Raw genomic sequence first — 16,870 nt, 5'->3', positions numbered from 1 at the left:
CACTTCGCTGAGGAGTCCGCGCATGGATGCGAGGTCCGTCGCGAAGGATGCGCGTCGCGGCATCATCCTCGCCGGCGGCTCGGGCACGCGGCTGTATCCGATCACTAAGGGCGTCAGCAAGCAGCTGCTGCCGGTGTACGACAAGCCGATGATCTACTACCCGCTGAGCGTGCTGATGCTGGCGGGCATCCGGGAAGTGCTGGTCATCAACACCCCGCACGAGCAGGCGCTGTTCCAGCAGCTGCTGGGTGATGGGGCGCAGTGGGGCATGGAGATCCAGTACGCCGTCCAGCCCAGTCCCGATGGCCTGGCCCAGGCCTATACGATCGGCCGCGACTTCGTGGGCGGCAAGCCGAGCTGCCTGGTACTGGGCGACAACATCTTCCACGGCCATGGCCTGACCGAGACACTCAGGCGCGCGGACGCGCGCCGTGAAGGCGCAACGGTGTTCGGCTATTGGGTCAACGACCCGGAGCGCTACGGCGTGGCCGAATTCGATGCCAGCGGCAAGGTGATCGACATCGAGGAGAAGCCGACCAAGCCGCGCTCCCACTACGCGGTGACGGGGCTGTACTTCTACGACGGCCACGCGCCCGAACATGCGGCGTCGCTGAAGCCCTCGCCGCGTGGCGAGCTTGAGATCACCGACCTCAATCGCCGCTATCTGGAGGCCGGGCAGCTGCACCTGGAAGCGCTGGGCCGCGGCTACGCCTGGCTGGACACCGGCACGCACAAGTCCTTGCACGAGGCTTCCAACTTCATCGAGACCATCCAGCAGCGGCAGGGCCTGCAGGTCTGCTGCCCGGAGGAGATCGCGTTCGGAAACGGCTGGATCGACGCCGCGCAGCTGGAACGCCTGGCGGCGCCGTTGCTGAAAAACGACTACGGCCGCTATCTGCATGAGCTGGCCGTCCGAGGAGAAGTGGTTTGAAACTGATCGAGTCGTCTCTTCCGGGCTGCACCATCATCGAGCCGGCCGTGTTCGGCGATGAGCGCGGCTTCTTCATGGAAACCTGGAACGCCGCGCGCTATGGCGAGCTCGGTCTGCCCGACCGCTTCGTGCAGAGCAATGTTTCCTCCTCTTCCAAGGGCGTGCTGCGCGGCCTGCACTACCAGTGGCCCAATCCGCAGGGCAAGCTGGTCAGCGTGCTGGAAGGCGAGGTTTACGACGTGGCCGTCGATGTGCGCCATGGCTCGCCCACGTTTGGCCAATGGGCCGCCGTGGTGCTGAGCGCGCAGAACAAACGCCAGTTCTGGATCCCGGAGGGCTTCGCGCACGGCTTTGCCGTGCTCTCCGAACGCGCACTCTTCAGCTACATGTGCACCAACGTCTACGACAAGGCTGCCGACGCGGGCGTGCGCTGGGACGATCCGGCCATCGGCATCGACTGGCCGATCGGCTCGCCGAACCTGTCCGACAAGGACGCAGCCGCCCCGCTGCTCGCCGACGTACCGCAGGCGCGGCTGCCGGTCTACACGCCGTGACGATCCTGCTGCTGGGCGCCAACGGCCAGGTCGGCCGTGAGCTGCGCCGTGCGCTGGCGCCGCTGGGCGAAGTGGTCTGCACTACGCGCAGCGGCACGCTGGAAGACGGTGCGGCATGCGAAGTCGCCGATTTCGATCGGCCCGGCAGCCTGCCGGCGCTGCTGGATCGCGTTGCGCCGGTCGTCGTGGTCAACGCCGCGGCGTACACGGCCGTCGACAAGGCCGAGGAGGATCGCGATGCGGCGTTTCGCGCCAATGCGGAGTCGCCCGGCGCCTTGGCGCGCTGGTGCGCCGCGCATGGCGTGCCGCTGGTGCACTACTCGACCGACTACGTGTTCGATGGTCAGGGCACCGTGCCTTACGCTGTCGATGCACCGACCGCGCCACTGGGTGTGTACGGGGCCAGCAAGCTGGCGGGAGAGGAAGCGATCCGCGCCGCCGGCGGGCAGCACCTGATCTTCCGCACCGCCTGGGTCTACGCCTCGCATGGCAAGAACTTCCTGCTGACCATGCTGCGCGTCGGCGCGCAGCGCGATGAGCTGCGGGTGGTGGCCGACCAGATCGGCACGCCCACCTCGGCGGCGCTGATCGCCGATGTCACCGCGCAGGTGCTGCGGCAGGAATCGAAGGCTTCGGGCACCTGGCATCTGACCGCGGTGGGCCAGACCAGCTGGCATGGCTTTGCCGAGGCGATCTTCGCGCGCGCCGTGGCGGCCGGCCTGCTGCCGCGCGCGCCACGGGTGGTGGCGATCCCGACCTCCGCGTATCCGACCCCGGCGCGCCGCCCGGCCTACTCCTGCCTGGACACGACAACCTTGCGCCACGATTTCGGCATTGACCTGCCGTCGTGGGAAGCCGCGCTCGACCGGGTCATCGCCGAACTGGCCTGAGGCTTTCGTGACGGCTGCGGCGCTTTGCGCCGCGGCCTCCGAAAACAGACCGTATTCGTGGACCCAAGCCATCGGCGGTTATGGCGCCGTGTCGTATCGTAGGCGGGCTTCCATCCCCCACGAGGTTGCGATTCATGAAGATTGCGGTGGCCGGTACCGGCTATGTTGGCCTGTCCAATGGCGTGTTGCTGGCGCGGCACCATGAGGTGGTGGCGCTGGACATCGTGCCGTCCAAGGTCGAGCTGATCAATCAGGGCCGCTCGCCCATCGTCGATGCCGAACTGGAAGCCGCGCTGGCGCAGGGCGGACTGAACTTCAAGGCGACCCTTGATCCGGTCGAGGCCTACACCGACGCGCAGTTCGTCATCATCGCCACGCCGACCGACTACGACCCCGATACCAACTACTTCAACACCCGCTCGATCGAGGCGGTGATCGCCCAGGTGCTCAAGATCAACCCGGCCGCGACCATGGTGATCAAGTCGACCGTGCCGGTGGGCTATACCGAGAAGGTGCGCCAGCAGTTCGGGACGGACAACATCCTGTTCTCGCCCGAGTTCCTGCGCGAAGGCAAGGCGCTGTACGACAACCTGTATCCCTCGCGGATCATCGTCGGCGAGCGCTCGCCGCGCGCGGAGGTGTTCGCCGGTCTGCTCAAGGAAGGCGCGCTCAAGCAGGACGTGCCGGTGCTGTTCACCGAGCCGACCGAGGCCGAGGCGATCAAACTGTTCGCCAATACCTATCTGGCCATGCGCGTGTCCTACTTCAACGAGCTGGACACGTATGCGGTGACCCATGGCCTGGACAGCCGGCAGATCATCGAAGGCATCTGCCTGGATCCGCGCATCGGCTCGCACTACAACAATCCATCCTTCGGCTATGGCGGCTACTGCCTGCCCAAGGACACCAAGCAGCTGCTGGCCAACTACCAGAGCGTGCCGCAGAACCTGATCCGCGCCATCGTCGACTCCAACACCACGCGCAAGGACTTCATCGCCGCCGACGTGCTCAAGCGCAAGCCGCGCGTGGTCGGCATCTACCGGCTGATCATGAAGGCCGGCTCGGACAACTTCCGCGCGTCCAGCATTCAGGGCGTGATGAAGCGGCTCAAGGCCAAGGGTGTGGAGGTGATCGTGTACGAGCCCACGCTGAGCGAGGCCGAGTTCTTCCGCTCGCGCGTGGTCAACGATCTGGACGCGTTCAAGCGCGAGGCCGACGTGATCATCAGCAATCGCATGGCGCCTGCGCTGGACGATGTCGCCGACAAGGTCTATACGCGCGACCTGTTCGGCGACAACTAGGTCAAGGATCGGCGCGGCAGCGTAAGAAGTGAGCGGCGCATGCCGCTCACTTCTCACGCCCGGTGTTTCACCCCTGCAGCAGCGCAGAGATCTCGTCGGTCTTCTGCTTCAGCAGTACGGCGTCGCCGCGGGTTTCCACGTTCAGGCGCAGCAGCGGCTCGGTGTTGGAGCTGCGGATGTTGACGCGCCAGTCGCCGAAGTCGGCGCTGGTGCCGTCGGTGTAGTCCAGCTGCGGCTTGAGGTCGGCGTAGTGGTCCATCACGCGCTGCACGGCGGCCTTGGCGTCGCTGACCTTGAAGTTGATCTCGCCGCTGCACGGGAACTTGGCGACGCGGTCGGCGACCCAGTCGCCCAGCGAGCGGCCCGAGGTGGACACCAGCTCGGCGATCAGCAGCCACGGGATCATGCCCGAGTCGGCGTAGGCGAATTCGCGGAAGTAGTGGTGGGCGCTCATCTCGCCGCCGTACACGGCGTTCTCGGCGCGCATCTTCTCCTTGATGAAGGCGTGTCCGCTCTTGCACAGCACCGGCACGCCGCCGGCGGCCTCGACCATCTCGACGGTGTTCCAGGTCAGGCGCGGGTCGTGGACGACCTTGCCGCCGGGCTGCTTCTTCAGGATCGCCTGGGCCAGCAGGCCGACCAGGTAATAGCCCTCGATGAACTGGCCGTGCTCGTCGAAGAAGAAGCAGCGGTCGAAGTCGCCGTCCCAGGCGATGCCGAAGTCGGCGCCGTGCTGCTTGACCGCATCGGCGGTGGCGGCGCGGTTCTCCGGCAGCAGCGGGTTGGGGATGCCGTTGGGGAAGTGGCCGTCGGGCTCGTGATGGATGCGGATGAACTCGAGCGGCAGGTGCGGGGCGAGCAGGTCGACGATGGCGCCGGCGCCGCCGTTGCCGGCGTTCACCACCACCTTGAGCGGCTTGAGCGCGTCGGGCTTGATGTAGCTCAGCAGGTGCTGGATGTAGGCCGACTTGTCCGGGCGGTGTTCTTCCCTGGCGGTCGGCGCGGTGGCCGGCGCGGTGTCGGCCTCGGCCTTGTCGCGGATGTCGAACAGGCCGGTGTCCGAACTGATCGGGCGGGCCTGCTCGCGCACCAGCTTCATGCCGTTGTAGTCCATCGGGTTGTGGCTGGCGGTGACCATCACGCCGCCGGCGGCCTTGAGGTGATCGGTCTGGAAATAGACTTCCTCGGTGCCGCACAGGCCGATGTCGATCACCTCGCGGCCCTTCGCGCGCAGGCCCGCGGACAGCGCGTCCTGCAGCCCGGCGCTGGTCAGGCGCACGTCATGGCCCAGCACCACCGGCCCTGCGTCCAGCATGTCGGCCAGCGCCACGCCGATGCGGCGGGCCAGGTCCTCGTCCAACTCGTCGGGCACGCGACCGCGGATGTCGTAGGCCTTGAATGCGGGTAGCGCCATGGGCGGGAGTCCTTGAGAAGATTTGGGGGGCGGGGAGTGTAACGGGCCGAAAGGAAAGGACGCGTGGTGCCAGCCAGGGCGACGCGTCGTCCGTGGCCGGACGTTCTGCAGGGCCGCGGGCACGCGGCCGACGGGACGACGGATGAGTCCTGAGACCTCGTTGCGTGCGCGGCGATGGCGGCCAGGCGCCGGCTCGGCCGCAGGCGTGGGCCGCCATATGGCCGCGCAGGGCTGCGGTTGAGAGATGCATCACAGCGGACGCAGCCCAGCGACCGGTGCGGAAGCACCAGCGTGTTCGCGCCAGCCGGCTCGTGGCCCACCGGCCAGCGCCGCGTGAACCTCGGCCGCCGCAATAACGAGTGCGGAGAAATCGCCATGGGCGCATCCTGGCCTTCCTGTGCGCGGTCTGGCGCGAATCGCATCGGCGGCCCGCAGCGACATCATCGATGATGATGGATTCAATAATTAATCATTACTTGTTCTGATCGAGTCGCACTTTGTAGAGTCGGTCGCAATCGCCCGGCGCCGCGATCGTTCGCGACCGCCGAGGCACCACCACAGGCGCGCCAGGCGTGCGCCGACACCGGGAGGGTGTGATGTCCGACGGAACCGCGAAGGCGGAAGCACGGTCGCGCGTCGACAGTGCCGCCGACCTGTTCGTCCAGGCCCTGGCCAGGGCCGGCGTGCGCTACTTCTTCGCCAATGGCGGCACCGATTTCCCGCCGATCGCCGAGGCCTTCGCCCGTGCGATGCGGGAAGGCACGCCCAGCCCCCGGCCGATGGTCATTCCGCACGAGAACGTCGCGGTCGCCATGGCGCACGGCAGCTACATGATCGATGGCCAGCCGCAGGCGGTGATGGTCCACGTCAATGTCGGCACGGCCAACACCATCAACGCCGCGCTCGATGCCAGCCGCGACCAGACGCCGGTGCTGCTGTTCGCCGGGCGTTCGCCGTACTCCGAACGAGGCCGCCACGGCACGCGCACGCGCTACATCCACTGGGCGCAGGAGATGTTCGACCAGGCCGGCATGATCCGCGAAGCGGTCAAGTGGGACTACGAACTGCATCTGCCCGAGCAGGCTGGCGAGATCGTGCAGCGCGCGCTGCAGGTGGCGATGACCTCGCCGCGCGGCCCGACCTACGTGACCCTGCCGCGCGATGTGCTGGCCGAGGCGGTCGGCGCGCACGCGGTCGCGCCGCAGCCGCTGAAGCCGCCGGCCGCCCCGCGCCCTGATCCGGATGACATCGCCACGCTGGCCGGCTGGCTGCGCCAGGCGCAGCGTCCGCTGATCGTGACCGCCAGCGCCGGCCGCACCGAGGCCGGCTTCGCCGCGCTGTCGGCCTTCGCCGAGCGCTTCGGCATCCCGGTGACGGTGTTTCACCCGCGCTTCCAGAACATCTCGGCCGAGCATCCGCTGTTCGCCGGCTACGACCCGGCGCCGCTGGTGGCCCAGGCCGACCTGATCCTGGCGCTGGACTGCGATGTGCCCTGGGTGCCCGCGGTGCAGGCGCCGCCGGCCGATTGCCGCGTCGCGCACCTGGGGGAGGATCCCGCCTACGTGCGCTATCCGATGCGCAGCTTCCGCACCGATCTGGCGCTGTCCGGCACGACCGCGGCGCTGCTGCAGGCCCTGACGCAGGCGCTGGACGAAGCCGGCGGCATCGCGTCCCAGGTCGTGCAGGCGCGCACCGAGGCCTGCGTCCGACGCACCGACGCGCTACGCGCCCAGTGGGCGCAGGCAGCGGCCAGGCCGGAGGGCGCGATCACCCCGGAATGGATCAGCGCCTGCATCGCCGAGGCCGTCGGCGAGGACGCGATCATCGTCAACGAGTATCCGCTGCGCCAGCCGCAGTGCCCGCAGACCCGGCCCAACACCTACTTCGGCCTGAGTCCCGCCGGCGGACTGGGCTGGGGCCTGGGCGCGGCGCTGGGCGCCAAGCTGGCCGCGCCGGACAGGCTGGTGGTGGCCACGCTGGGCGATGGCGCCTACATGTTCGCCAATCCCACCGCCTGTCACTGGGTCGGCGAGGCGCACGCGCTGCCGGTGCTGACGGTGGTCTTCAACAATGCGCTGTACGGCGCCGTGCGCAACTCGACCAAGGCGATGTACCGCGATGGCCATGCCGCCGGCGACGCGCACCGCATGCTGGCCGAGCTCTCGCCTTCGCCGCGCTTCGAGCATGCCGTGGAAGCCAGCGGCGGCCTGGGCCTGCGCGTGGAGCGCGCCGACGATCTGCCGGCGGCCTTGGCGCAGGCGGTGGCCGCGGTCCGTGGCGGGCGCCAGGCGCTGGTCAACGTGATCTGTGAGTACTGAGCCGGCCATCGCGATGTCGTCCCGGATGCGCGAAGCGGACACGTCCCCTGTGCGCGGCTGGGGCACCGGCGGCCTGAGCGGCGCGGCCGCCGCGCTGCGTCGTCGCTATCCCACCATCGACGACCTGGAGCGCGCCGCGGGCCGGCGCGCGCCGCGCTTCGCGCGCGACTTCGTCGCCGGCGGCCTGGGCGACGACGTATGCCTGCGTCGCAATCGCGCCGCGCTGGACGCCTGCCAGATCGTGCCGCGCTATGGCCTGGACGTGCGCAACGTCGACCCCGGCGTGACCCTGTTCGGGCAGCGCTACGCCATGCCGCTGGGCGTGGCGCCGATGGGCCTGGCCGGCCTGCTGCGCGCCGGCGCGGACGAATCGCTGGCCGCGGCCGCGCAGGCCGCGCGGGTGCCCTACGTCTATTCCTCGGTGGGCAACTCGACCATCGAACGCATCGGCCGGATCGCGCCGGACGTGTTCTGGTTCCAGCTCTACGCCGTGCCCGCGGACGATCACCGCGTCTCGCTCGACCTGGTCCGGCGCGCGGCGCGCGCAGGCGCCAGGGTGCTGGTGGTGACACTGGACGTGCCGGTGCGGGCCAAGCGCTCGGGTGACGTGCGCAACGGACTGGTGGTGCCGTTCAAGCCGCGCCCGCGCACCGTACTGGACGTGCTGCGCGCGCCGCGCTGGGCGCTGGACCTGCTGCGCCACGGCCAGCCGCGCTTCGGCAACTTCCTGCCCTACGTGGGCCAGGCGCCAAGCGTCCAGCAGCTGGCGACCTATGTCTTCCAGCAGATGGCCGGCCCGATGACCTGGGACGCGCTGGTGCGCATCCGCGACGCCTGGCCGCACGCCATGGTGGTCAAGGGCGTGCTGCATCCGGACGACGCCCAGACCGCGCTGTCGATCGGCATGGACGGCGTGCTGGTGTCCAACCACGGCGGCCGCCAGTTCGACGCCTCACCGGCCGCGCTGGAGGCGTTGCCGGCCATCGTCGAACGCATCGGCCAGCACGCCACGGTCCTGGTCGACGGCGGTCTGCGTCATGGCGTGGACGTACTGCGCGCGCTGCGCTGCGGTGCCCACGCCGCGCTGGCCGGCCGCGCCTTCCTGTGGGGTCACGGCGCCGCCGGTCCGGCCGGCGCGGCGCACGTGGCCGCGCTGTTCCAAGAGGAATTCAGGATCGCGCTGGCCCAGGCCGGCGTGCGCACGCCCGAAGAAGCCCGCGCAGGAGGCCGCGCGGCCAACTCCTGATCCGATGTCTTCGCTTACCACCATCCACGCGATCCGCAGCGTCACCACGCGCCCTGGGAGGGGCAGGTCGATGAACAAGCAGAACCGACACCACGCGCCGCACCCGGCCACCTCGCCCGGAGCGCGCGCATGAACCTCACCCTCATCGCCATCGTCGGCGGCTACATGCTGGCGCTGGCCGCGATCAGTTTCTGGGCACGGCGCTATGCCAAGACCGCGCACAGCTTCACCAGTGGCGGCAGCAACTTCCCGGCGATCCTCATCGGCTTCCTGCTGATGAGCGAGTTCATCGGCACCACCGCCAGCGTGGGCACCGCGCAGGCCGCCTACAAGCAGGGCATTTCCTCGGCCTGGAATTTGGCCGCGCTCGGCGTGGGCTTCGTCCTGTTCGCCTTCCTGATGGCCCGGCGCTTCAAGGACATGCAGGAGAACACCATCTCCGGCGCGATGGCGCGCACCTACGGGGAGCCGGTGCGCTTTGCGACCTCGGTGATCATGATCTTCGCCCTGCAGATCGTGGCGATCTCGGTCTACACCAGCGGCGGGGCGGTGCTGGCCGGGCTGCTCAAGATCGACCGCACCCTGGCGATCGTGATCGTCGGCGTGATCGGGGTGCTGTACGTCAGCCTGGGCGGCATGCGCTCTGTGATCTACACCAACGTGCTGCACGCGATGGTCAAGTACCTGGGCATCGCCATCGCGCTGGGTTATGCCCTGTCCAGGGTCGGCGGCTACGAGCAGCTGCACGCGCAGCTGCCGGCCAGCATGTTCAGCTTGACCGGCGTGGGCTGGGGCCAGATCGGCGCGTGGATGGTGGCCGGGGTCGGCGCGGTGCTGGCCACCCAGTACGTAGTGCAGGCAATCGCGACCGTGCCCGACGGCCGGCGCGCACGCGCGGCCAGCTTCTATTCGGCCCTGCTGATCGTGCCCTTCGGCATCGCCGCGGCGATCGTCGGCATGTGTTGCGTGCTGCTGTTCCCCAACATCAACGCGCTGCAGGCCTTCCCGACCCTGGTCGCGTCGATGAACGACTTCATGGCCGGCCTGGTGGTGGCGGGTCTGGCCGGATCGCTGTTCGGCACGATTTCGGCGCTGAGCATGGGCACGGCCACGCTGATCTACAAGGACTTCTACGCGCGGTTCTTCCAGCGCGACAAGACCGACGAGGCCAGCGCGCTGCGTTTCGTGCGCATCGCCACGATCGTGGTCGGGCTGATCCCGATCCCGCTGGCGGTGGCCTCCACCGAGGTGCTCAACGTCACCTTCCTGGCCAAGTCGCTGCGCGCCACGCTGGCGGTCCTGCTGCTGATCGCCTTCTATGCGCCGCGCTTCGGTTCGCCGCGCGGTGCGCTGGCCAGCATCGTGCTGTCGCTGTTCGTGACCATCGGCTGGTATCTGGCCGGCAATCCGTTCGGCATCGACAACGCCTATGTCGCCCTGGCGATTCCCCTGGTGGTCATGGCCCTCAGCCATCCCTTCCGCGACAAGGGCCGGGTGGCGGCGGGCGTGAAGCTGGAACACGGAACACGATGACGCAGGCCGACACCCTCTCGCACGATGAAGCGCTGGCGCCCGGTCAGTGGACCGGCCGGTCCCTGCCGCGCGTGGAAGACGCCGCCCTGCTGAGCGGGCGCGGCCGCTACTTCGACGATCTCGGCACGCCGCCGCGCACCCAGCATGCGGCGATCCTGCGCTCGCCGCATGGCCATGCGCGCGTGTTGCGCGTGGATGTCGACAAGGCGCGGGCCCTGCCGGGCGTCTGTGCGGTGCTGACGGGGGCTGACATCCAGCGGCTGACCACCAGCCTGGTGGTCGGCGTCAAGGCGCCGATCGAATGCTGGCCCATCGCCACCGATCGCGTGCGCTATGTCGGCGAGCCGGTCGCGGTCGTGGTGGCGCGCGACCGCTACCTGGCCGAGGACGCGATGGAGCTGATCGAGGTCGAGTACGAGGCGCTGGACGCGGTGGTCGATCCGCAGCTGGCCATCGCACCCGATGCGCCGGTGCTGCACGAGGGCCTGGGCGGCAATATCGCCAGCGAGCGGTCCTTCCGCTACGGCGATCCTGAGACCGCCTTCGCACAGGCCGCCCATCGCGTGTCGGTGGACGTGCGCTATCCGCGCAACAGCTGCACGCCGATCGAATGCTATGGCGTGCTGGCCGAGTACGACCCGGGCATCGACGGCTACGACGTGCTGGCCAACTTCCAGGGCCCTTTCAGCATCCACGCGGTGATCTCGCGGGCGCTGAAGGTGCCGGGCAACCGCCTGCGCCTGCGCACGCCGCCCGAGTCCGGCGGCAGCTATGGCATCAAGCAGGGCATCTTTCCCTACATCGTGCTGATCGCCGCCGCCGCGCGCGTGGCCCAGTGCCCGGTGAAGTGGGTCGAGGACCGGCTGGAACACCTGTCGGCCTCGGTCTGCGCGACCAACCGCGACACGACGCTGGCGGCGGCGGTCGACGCCGATGGCCGCGTGCGCGCGCTGGCCTGGGACCAGCTGGAGGACTGCGGCGCGCACCTGCGTGCGCCGGAGCCGGCCACGCTGTACCGCATGCACGGCAACATGACCGGCGCCTACGCGATCGCGCACGTGTCGATCCGCAACCGCGTGGTGCTGACCAACAAGATGCCGACCGGCCTGAACCGCGGCTTCGGCGGTCCGCAGGTGTACTTCGCGCTGGAACGGCTGATGCAGCGCATCGCCATCGAACTCGGCCTCGATCCGCTCGAGGTCATCCGCCGCAACCTGGTGCCGGCCGAGGCGTTCCCGTATCGCACCGCCACCGGGGCGCTGCTGGATTCGGGCGACTACCGCACCGCGGTGGACCGTGCGGTCGAGGAGGGCGGCCTGGCCGAGCTGATCGCACGCCGCGATGCCGCGCGCGCCGAAGGCCGCCACTACGGCATCGGCTTCACCGCCGCGGTCGAGCCCAGCGTGTCCAACATGGGCTACATCACCGCGGTGCTCACGCCCGAGCAGCGCGCCAAGGCCGGGCCGAAGAACGGCGCCCAGGCCACCGCGACCATCCAGATCGACGCGGTCGGCTCGGTCAGCGTGCACGCGGCCTCGGTGCCGCAGGGGCAGGGCCATCGCACGGTGCTCGCGCAGGTGGTGGCCGATGCCTTCGGCCTGACCCCGCGCGACATCCGCGTGGTGACCGAGATGGACACCGCGCGCGATGCCTGGTCGATCGCCTCGGGCAACTATTCCAGCCGCTTCGCCGCCGCGGTCGCAGGCGCGGCGCACATCGCCGCAATGCGCCTGCGCGAGAAGCTGGCCAGGATCGCAGCCGCCCAGCTCGGCTGCGAATGGCAGCAGATCGAATTCGTCGACGGCACGCTGCGGCACAAGGGCGGCGATGCCAGGCCGCTGCCCTTCGCGCGCGTGGCCTCATCCAGCCATTGGGCACCGGGCACGCTGCCGGACGAGGTGGACCATGCGATCCGCGAGACTGCGTTCTGGACGCCGCCGCAGCTCACCGCGCCTGATGCGCAGGATGGGGTCAACAGCTCGCTGTGCCACGGCTTCATCTTCGACTTCTGCGGCGTGGAGATCGACCGCGACACCGCGCAGGTACGCATCGACAAGTACGTGACCATGCACGACTGCGGCCGCATCCTGCATCCGGGCATGGTCGAAGGACAGGTCAACGGCGGCTACGCGCATGCGCTGGGCGCGGCGCTGTACGAGGAGCACAGCTACGGCGCCGATGGCAGCTTCCTGTCCGGCACCTTCGCCGACTACCTGGTGCCGACCGCGATGGAAGTGGTCCCGCCGCTGATCCTGCATCACGAGACGCCCTCGCCGTACACGCCGCTGGGCGCCAAGGGCGTGGGCGAGGGCAACTGCATGTCCACGCCGGTATGCCTGGCCAATGCGGTGGCCGACGCGCTGTCGATCGCCGATGTCGAACTGCCGCTGCTGCCCGCGCGCCTGGCGCTGCATCTGCACGGCGATGAAACCCCGCCCTCGCGCCCGTTGGCCAAAAAGGCCGCGCCGCCGGCCAAGCCGGGCGAGCGCAAGCTCACCGGCGAGGGCGTGGCCAGGGTCGCCGCGCCGCGCCAGCGGGTGTGGGACATGCTGCTGGATCCGGACACGCTGGCCTCGGTGATCCCCGGCGCGCACGGCATCGAGCGGCCCTCGCCGACCGAGTTCACCGCCGACGTCACGCTCGGCATCGGCCCGGTCAAGGGCCGCTACAAGGCCAGGGTCGGCCTGCACGACCTCGACGAGCCCGAATCGCTCACCCTCAAGGGCACCACCACCGGTGCGCTGGGCTTCGGCAACGGCAGCGGCGCGGTGACCCTGAAGGAACCGTCGCCGGGCGAGACCGAGATCCACTACCGCTACGAAGTCGTCATCGGCGGCAAGGTCGCCTCGATCGGCGGGCGCCTGCTGGACGGCGCGGCCAAGGTGGTGATCGGCCAGCTGTTCGACGGCCTGGCCACGAAGGCCGGCGGCGGCAGCGGCGGTATCGCCGGATGGTTCAAGCGCGTGCTGCGCAGGTTCGGAGTGGGCCTGTGAAGCCGGCGCCGTTCGACTACCTCCGCGCCGAATCGCGCGAGGACGTGCTGGCCCAGCTGCACGAGCACGGCGACCAGGCGCGCATCATCGCCGGCGGCCAGTCGCTGGTGCCGATGCTGAGCATGCGCCTGGCCAAGCCGGCGCTGCTGGTGGACGTCATGCATGTCGAATCGCTGGCCAGGATCGAGGCCACCGCCGCCGGCATCCGCATCGGCGCCGGCGTGCGCCAGGCGGCGCTGCTGGAATGGACCGCACGCGATCCGCGCCTGCCGCTGCTGGCCAGGGCGCTGCCCTGGGTCGGCCATGCGCAGACGCGTAACCGCGGCACCGTGGTCGGCTCGATCGCCCATGCAGATCCCAGCGCCGAGCAGCCGCTGTGCCTGCTCACCCTGGGCGGCACGCTGCAGCTGCGCCAGCGCAGGAAGGCGCGCTCCATCCCGGCCGCGGAGTTCTTCGTCGGCATGATGGCCACCGCGCGCGGCGACACCGAGCTGATCGAGTCGGTCACCTTCCCCGCCGCGCAACCGGGCGTCGGCTATGCCTTCCGCGAAGTGGGGCGCCGGCATGGCGATTTCGCCATCGTCGCCTGCGCCGCGGTCGCCACCGAACATTCCGTGCGCCTTGGCGTGGGCGGTGTGGCCGACGTCCCCACCGTGCGCGAACTGCCGCTGCCGGGCGCGTCGGACTTCGACGACGCCCTCAACCAGTACGCCTGGGACCTGGACGCCCGCGACGATCTGCACGCCACGGCGCGCTATCGCCGTGAGCTGGTGCGCCGCCTGGGCCGCGAGACCATCGAGGAGGCCCTGCGATGCCGAAACTGATCGCCAGCCTGCGCCACACCGTCAGCCTCACGCTCAACGGCCGCCGGGTCGAGGGGCTGGCCGAGCCGCGCACGCTGTTGTCCGACTTCCTGCGCCACGAGCTGGGCGCCACCGGCACCCATGTGGGCTGCGAACACGGCGTGTGCGGCGCCTGCACCGTGCTGATCGACGGCGTGCCGGCGCGTTCGTGCCTGGCGCTGGCCGTGCAGAGCGACGGCGCGCAGGTACAGACCGTCGAAGGGCTCTCGCCCGACGGTGGCCACACGCTGGGCGTGCTGCAGGAGGCCTTCCGCGCGCACCACGGCCTGCAGTGCGGCTTCTGCACGCCCGGGATCCTGATGTCGCTGGACGGCTTCCTGCGCGCATCGCCCGACGCCAGCGAGGACGAACTCAAGGAGATGCTCTCCGGCCATCTGTGCCGGTGCACCGGCTACGCCACCATCATCAAGGCCGCCCTGCACGCGCAGCAGCGGTTGAAAGAGGAACGCGCACATGCTTGATCTCGGCACCAGTTTCCTGGCCAGCGTCGAACGCGACCCCAAAGCCCTGGCCATCGTCGATGGCGACACGCGCCTGACCTACGCGGCCTGGTACCGGGCCATCTCCTCGGTCGTCGCCGCGCTGGAAGCCGCCGGCGTGCGCCACGGCGACCATGTGGTCAGCGTGCTGCGCAACCGCTGGGAGGCGGCCACGCTGCACTGGGCCTGCCAGTTCGCCGGCGTGATCCTGACCCCGCTCAACTGGCGCGCCACCGCCGAGGATGTGGGCTTCTGCGTGCACGACGCCGAGGCGCGCGTGATCGTGTACGAGGACGCGCCCTCCAGGTCGATCGCCGCCGCCGGCCTGGACGAATCGGTGCTGCACGTGACCCTGGACATCGACCGTCCCGGCGCGCAGCGCTTCGCCAGCTGGCTGGCCACGGACGCGCCGCCGGCCACGCCACGGGCCACGGCCGAGGACTGGTCGCTGATGCTCTACACCTCGGGCACCACCTCCAAGCCCAAGGGCGTGCCGCGCCGCCACCGCGCCGAGCGCGCCGCGGCCATCGCCCATGTCGCGCAGAACCGCTACGGCAACGGCGAGCGCACCCTGGGGGTGATGCCGCTGTACCACACGATGGGCGTGCGCTCGCTGCTGGCCAGCGCGATCATCAACGGCGTGTTCGTCTGCCTGCCCAAGTTCGACGCGGCCCGCGCGCTGGCGCTGATCGCCCAGGAGAAGATCGACAACCTCTATCTGGTGCCCACGCTGTACCACGACGTGGTCCACCACCCGGACTTCGCTGGGACGGATGTGTCCTCGGTGCGCAAGCTCGGCTATGCGGGCGCGTCGATGACCGATGGCCTGCTCAAGAAGCTCGACGAGGCGTTCAATCCGGACCTGTTCGTCAACCATTACGGCTCCTCCGAGGTCTACACCTTCACCATCGAGGACGACGCGGCCGGCAAGCCGGGCAGCGCCGGACGCTCGGGCATCAATCAGATGGTCCGCGTGGTCAAGCTGGAGGCGAGCACGGGCGAGGAGCGCGCCGCGGTCAACGAGGAAGGCCAGATCATCGCGCTGCTGGCCGGCGACGAGGCCTTCGAAGGCTACTGGCGCCGCCCGGACGCAGACGCCAAGGCGCTGCGCAACGGCTGGTACTTCACCGGCGATACCGGCTATGTGGACGAGGAGGGCGACCTGTTCGTCACCGGCCGCGTCGACGACATGATCATTTCCGGCGGCGAGAACGTCTCGCCGGTGGAGATCGAGAGCCATCTCTCGCTGCATCCCAAGGTCGATGAGGTGGCCGTGGTCGGCCTGCCCGACGAGCGCTGGGGCAGTGTGGTTACTGCCTTCATCAAGGCCAGCGCGCCGGTCACCACGGAAGAGCTCGACGCCTGGTGCCGCGACTCCAAGCTGGCCAACTTCAAGCGCCCGCGCAACTTCGTGTTCGTGCAGGACATCCCCAAGTCGCCGGTCGGCAAGCTGCTGCGCCGCAAGCTCACCGCGGGCGAATACGTCCCGGCTCCTTGAGTTCCACTTCCCCCCTACCCACGAGGCAGAACCCCATGTCCAAGACCATCGAAACCCTCGACGGCTTCCGCATCGAAGTCGACCCCGACGCGCAGCGCGGCGACATCGTGCTGGACCGCGCGCCGTTCAACACCATCAGCATGGACCAGCGCGACGCGCTGCGCCTGGCGTTCGAACGGCTCGACGCCGACGAGCGCGTGCGCGTGATCGTGTTGCGCGCCGAGGGGGAGCACTTCTCCTCCGGCGGCTACATCATGGGTTTCCTGGAGGCCTCGCCGGAGCATGTCTCGCACCTGGCCTGGAACATCGCCGCCCCGGCGCGCGCCGGCAAGCCGGTCATCGCCGCCAATCGCGGCTACACCTTCGGCGTGGGCTTCGAGATCTCGCTGGCCTGCGATTTCCGCATCGTCTCCGAGACCGTCGAATACGCGCTGCCGGAGCAGAAGCTCGGCCAGATCCCGGGCTCGGGCGGGTCGGCGCGCCTGCAGAAGATCGTCGGCATCACCCGCACCAAGGACATCGTCATGCGCTCCAGGCGCATCAAGGCGCAGCAGGCCTACGACTGGGGCATCGCCACCGAGCTGGTCGCCGACGGCGACCTGGAAGCGGCCACCGATGCGCTGGTCAAGGAACTGATCGGCTTCTCGCCGCTGGCCCAGCGCACCGCCAAGAAGCTGCTCAACGACACCGAGGATGCCTCGCTGTCCATCGCCATCGAGCTGGAAGGTCATTGCTACAGCCGCCTGCGCAGCTCGGACGACTTCCGTGAGGGCGTCGAGGCCTTCCACGCCAAGCGCAAGCCGAACTTCCGGGGCAGCTGAGCGCGGCCACGCACCGGTGCTGGCCGCAG

At 69.4% G+C, this 16,870-nt stretch carries 13 protein-coding genes; 12 read left to right on the top strand and 1 reads right to left on the bottom strand.

Going from position 1 to position 16,870, the window contains the following annotated elements; translation table 11 throughout:
• The first annotated feature begins 22 nt into the window (after window positions 1-22).
• The 4 genes from rfbA to LAJ50_RS17095 all read left to right on the top strand — a co-directional run bounded on the left by rfbA (window position 23) and on the right by LAJ50_RS17095 (window position 3,676).
• Window positions 23-931 (top strand): glucose-1-phosphate thymidylyltransferase RfbA, encoded by a 909-nt coding sequence (rfbA, locus tag LAJ50_RS17110; RefSeq protein ID WP_138653388.1) that lies wholly within the window; start codon window positions 23-25, stop codon window positions 929-931.
• Window positions 928-1,485, top strand: coding sequence for a dTDP-4-dehydrorhamnose 3,5-epimerase (gene rfbC / locus LAJ50_RS17105; protein WP_138653386.1), 558 nt, complete (start codon window positions 928-930; stop codon window positions 1,483-1,485). The genes rfbA and rfbC overlap by 4 nt, the downstream gene beginning before the upstream one ends.
• Window positions 1,482-2,375 carry a dTDP-4-dehydrorhamnose reductase gene (gene rfbD / locus LAJ50_RS17100; protein WP_138653384.1) on the top strand — a complete coding sequence of 298 codons (894 nt, stop codon included), beginning with the start codon at window positions 1,482-1,484 and terminating at the stop codon, window positions 2,373-2,375. Before rfbC ends, rfbD begins: the two co-directional genes overlap by 4 nt.
• A gap of 134 nt (window positions 2,376-2,509) precedes the next feature.
• Entirely contained in the window at window positions 2,510-3,676 is a 1,167-nt protein-coding gene (locus LAJ50_RS17095) for a nucleotide sugar dehydrogenase (RefSeq protein WP_138653382.1), read from the top strand.
• A 67-nt stretch (window positions 3,677-3,743) separates the two neighbouring features.
• Here the strand turns inward: LAJ50_RS17095 and LAJ50_RS17090 are convergent, their stop codons facing one another.
• Window positions 3,744-5,090 carry a phosphomannomutase gene (locus tag LAJ50_RS17090; protein WP_138653380.1) on the bottom strand — a complete coding sequence of 449 codons (1,347 nt, stop codon included), beginning with the start codon at window positions 5,088-5,090 and terminating at the stop codon, window positions 3,744-3,746.
• Between the two features lie 596 nt (window positions 5,091-5,686).
• On the opposite strand from LAJ50_RS17090, the gene LAJ50_RS17085 reads away from it, so the two are divergent.
• The 8 genes from LAJ50_RS17085 to LAJ50_RS17050 all read left to right on the top strand — a co-directional run bounded on the left by LAJ50_RS17085 (window position 5,687) and on the right by LAJ50_RS17050 (window position 16,841).
• On the top strand, window positions 5,687-7,408 hold the full coding sequence (locus tag LAJ50_RS17085) for a thiamine pyrophosphate-requiring protein (RefSeq protein ID WP_138653378.1): 1,722 nt from the start codon (window positions 5,687-5,689) through the stop codon (window positions 7,406-7,408).
• 13 nt (window positions 7,409-7,421) lie between these two features.
• Window positions 7,422-8,654 (top strand): alpha-hydroxy acid oxidase, encoded by a 1,233-nt coding sequence (locus tag LAJ50_RS17080; RefSeq protein ID WP_138653376.1) that lies wholly within the window; start codon window positions 7,422-7,424, stop codon window positions 8,652-8,654.
• A 129-nt stretch (window positions 8,655-8,783) separates the two neighbouring features.
• On the top strand, window positions 8,784-10,187 hold the full coding sequence (locus LAJ50_RS17075) for a sodium:solute symporter family protein (RefSeq protein WP_205961532.1): 1,404 nt from the start codon (window positions 8,784-8,786) through the stop codon (window positions 10,185-10,187).
• Complete coding sequence (locus LAJ50_RS17070) at window positions 10,184-13,180, top strand: molybdopterin cofactor-binding domain-containing protein (RefSeq protein ID WP_138653374.1); 2,997 nt, start codon at window positions 10,184-10,186, stop codon at window positions 13,178-13,180. The genes LAJ50_RS17075 and LAJ50_RS17070 overlap by 4 nt, the downstream gene beginning before the upstream one ends.
• On the top strand, window positions 13,177-14,004 hold the full coding sequence (locus LAJ50_RS17065) for an FAD binding domain-containing protein (RefSeq protein ID WP_138653372.1): 828 nt from the start codon (window positions 13,177-13,179) through the stop codon (window positions 14,002-14,004). The genes LAJ50_RS17070 and LAJ50_RS17065 overlap by 4 nt, the downstream gene beginning before the upstream one ends.
• Window positions 13,992-14,504, top strand: a complete 513-nt coding sequence (locus LAJ50_RS17060) for a (2Fe-2S)-binding protein (RefSeq protein ID WP_138653370.1) — start codon at window positions 13,992-13,994, stop codon at window positions 14,502-14,504. Before LAJ50_RS17065 ends, LAJ50_RS17060 begins: the two co-directional genes overlap by 13 nt.
• A complete protein-coding gene (locus LAJ50_RS17055) occupies window positions 14,497-16,020 on the top strand; it encodes an AMP-binding protein (protein ID WP_138653368.1) in 1,524 nt (507 codons plus the stop codon). The genes LAJ50_RS17060 and LAJ50_RS17055 overlap by 8 nt, the downstream gene beginning before the upstream one ends.
• 35 nt (window positions 16,021-16,055) lie before the next feature.
• Entirely contained in the window at window positions 16,056-16,841 is a 786-nt protein-coding gene (locus LAJ50_RS17050; protein ID WP_138653366.1) for an enoyl-CoA hydratase/isomerase family protein, read from the top strand.
• Window positions 16,842-16,870: the final 29 nt, after the last annotated feature.

The organism is Pseudoxanthomonas sp. X-1 (assembly GCF_020042665.1).
Lineage (GTDB): Bacteria > Pseudomonadota > Gammaproteobacteria > Xanthomonadales > Xanthomonadaceae > Pseudoxanthomonas_A > Pseudoxanthomonas_A spadix_A.
This window is presented reverse-complemented; position numbering and strand designations above follow the sequence as displayed.

Excerpts from the sequence above, each read along its gene's own strand:
- LAJ50_RS17070 (WP_138653374.1), top strand. The coding sequence starts at position 10,184 with ATGACGCAGGCCGACACCCTCTCGCACGATGAAGCGCTGGCGCCCGGT.
- LAJ50_RS17060 (WP_138653370.1), top strand. The coding sequence starts at position 13,992 with ATGCCGAAACTGATCGCCAGCCTGCGCCACACCGTCAGCCTCACGCTC.
- LAJ50_RS17090 (WP_138653380.1), bottom strand. The coding sequence starts at position 5,090 with ATGGCGCTACCCGCATTCAAGGCCTACGACATCCGCGGTCGCGTGCCC.
- LAJ50_RS17050 (WP_138653366.1), top strand. The coding sequence starts at position 16,056 with ATGTCCAAGACCATCGAAACCCTCGACGGCTTCCGCATCGAAGTCGAC.
- rfbA (WP_138653388.1), top strand. The coding sequence starts at position 23 with ATGGATGCGAGGTCCGTCGCGAAGGATGCGCGTCGCGGCATCATCCTC.
- LAJ50_RS17080 (WP_138653376.1), top strand. The coding sequence starts at position 7,422 with ATGTCGTCCCGGATGCGCGAAGCGGACACGTCCCCTGTGCGCGGCTGG.
- LAJ50_RS17075 (WP_205961532.1), top strand. The coding sequence starts at position 8,784 with ATGAACCTCACCCTCATCGCCATCGTCGGCGGCTACATGCTGGCGCTG.
- LAJ50_RS17085 (WP_138653378.1), top strand. The coding sequence starts at position 5,687 with ATGTCCGACGGAACCGCGAAGGCGGAAGCACGGTCGCGCGTCGACAGT.
- LAJ50_RS17055 (WP_138653368.1), top strand. The coding sequence starts at position 14,497 with ATGCTTGATCTCGGCACCAGTTTCCTGGCCAGCGTCGAACGCGACCCC.
- LAJ50_RS17095 (WP_138653382.1), top strand. The coding sequence starts at position 2,510 with ATGAAGATTGCGGTGGCCGGTACCGGCTATGTTGGCCTGTCCAATGGC.